General features: G+C 43.7%; 1 pseudogene. It reads left to right on the forward strand.

Annotated elements, in window-relative coordinates:
- A pseudogene (locus AB4512_RS25265) lies at positions 1-359 on the forward strand (TMAO reductase system protein TorT); the annotation flags it as partial.

Genomic DNA, 359 nt, shown 5'->3' on the forward strand with positions numbered 1-359 from the left:
GACAATCTTACGGATTGGGTTGGCTCTACCCCTGTGTTTGCTACTGTGAATGAGTTAACCGTCAATGAAGAACAACAAAAGGTATTGAAAGGCACGGTCGGTGTCGACTGGTATCAAATGGGATTTCAAGTCGGAGAGTTTTTGTCGAAACGACATCCGAAAGGATCAGGCGAAACACCTATCGCCTTATTACTTGGCCCACAATCAAGTGGCGGCACTAAACCTGTAGCACTGGGGTTTTATGATGCAATCAAATCGAGCGATATCAAAATTGCGATAAGCTATTGGGCAGACAACGATAAAGAACTGCAAAGAAACTTGGTACAACAAGTCATAGAGCAGCCGGAGATTCAATATAT

Origin of the sequence: Vibrio sp. 10N.222.52.B7 (assembly GCF_041474275.1) — a bacterium.
Taxonomy (GTDB): domain Bacteria; phylum Pseudomonadota; class Gammaproteobacteria; order Enterobacterales; family Vibrionaceae; genus Vibrio; species Vibrio crassostreae_C.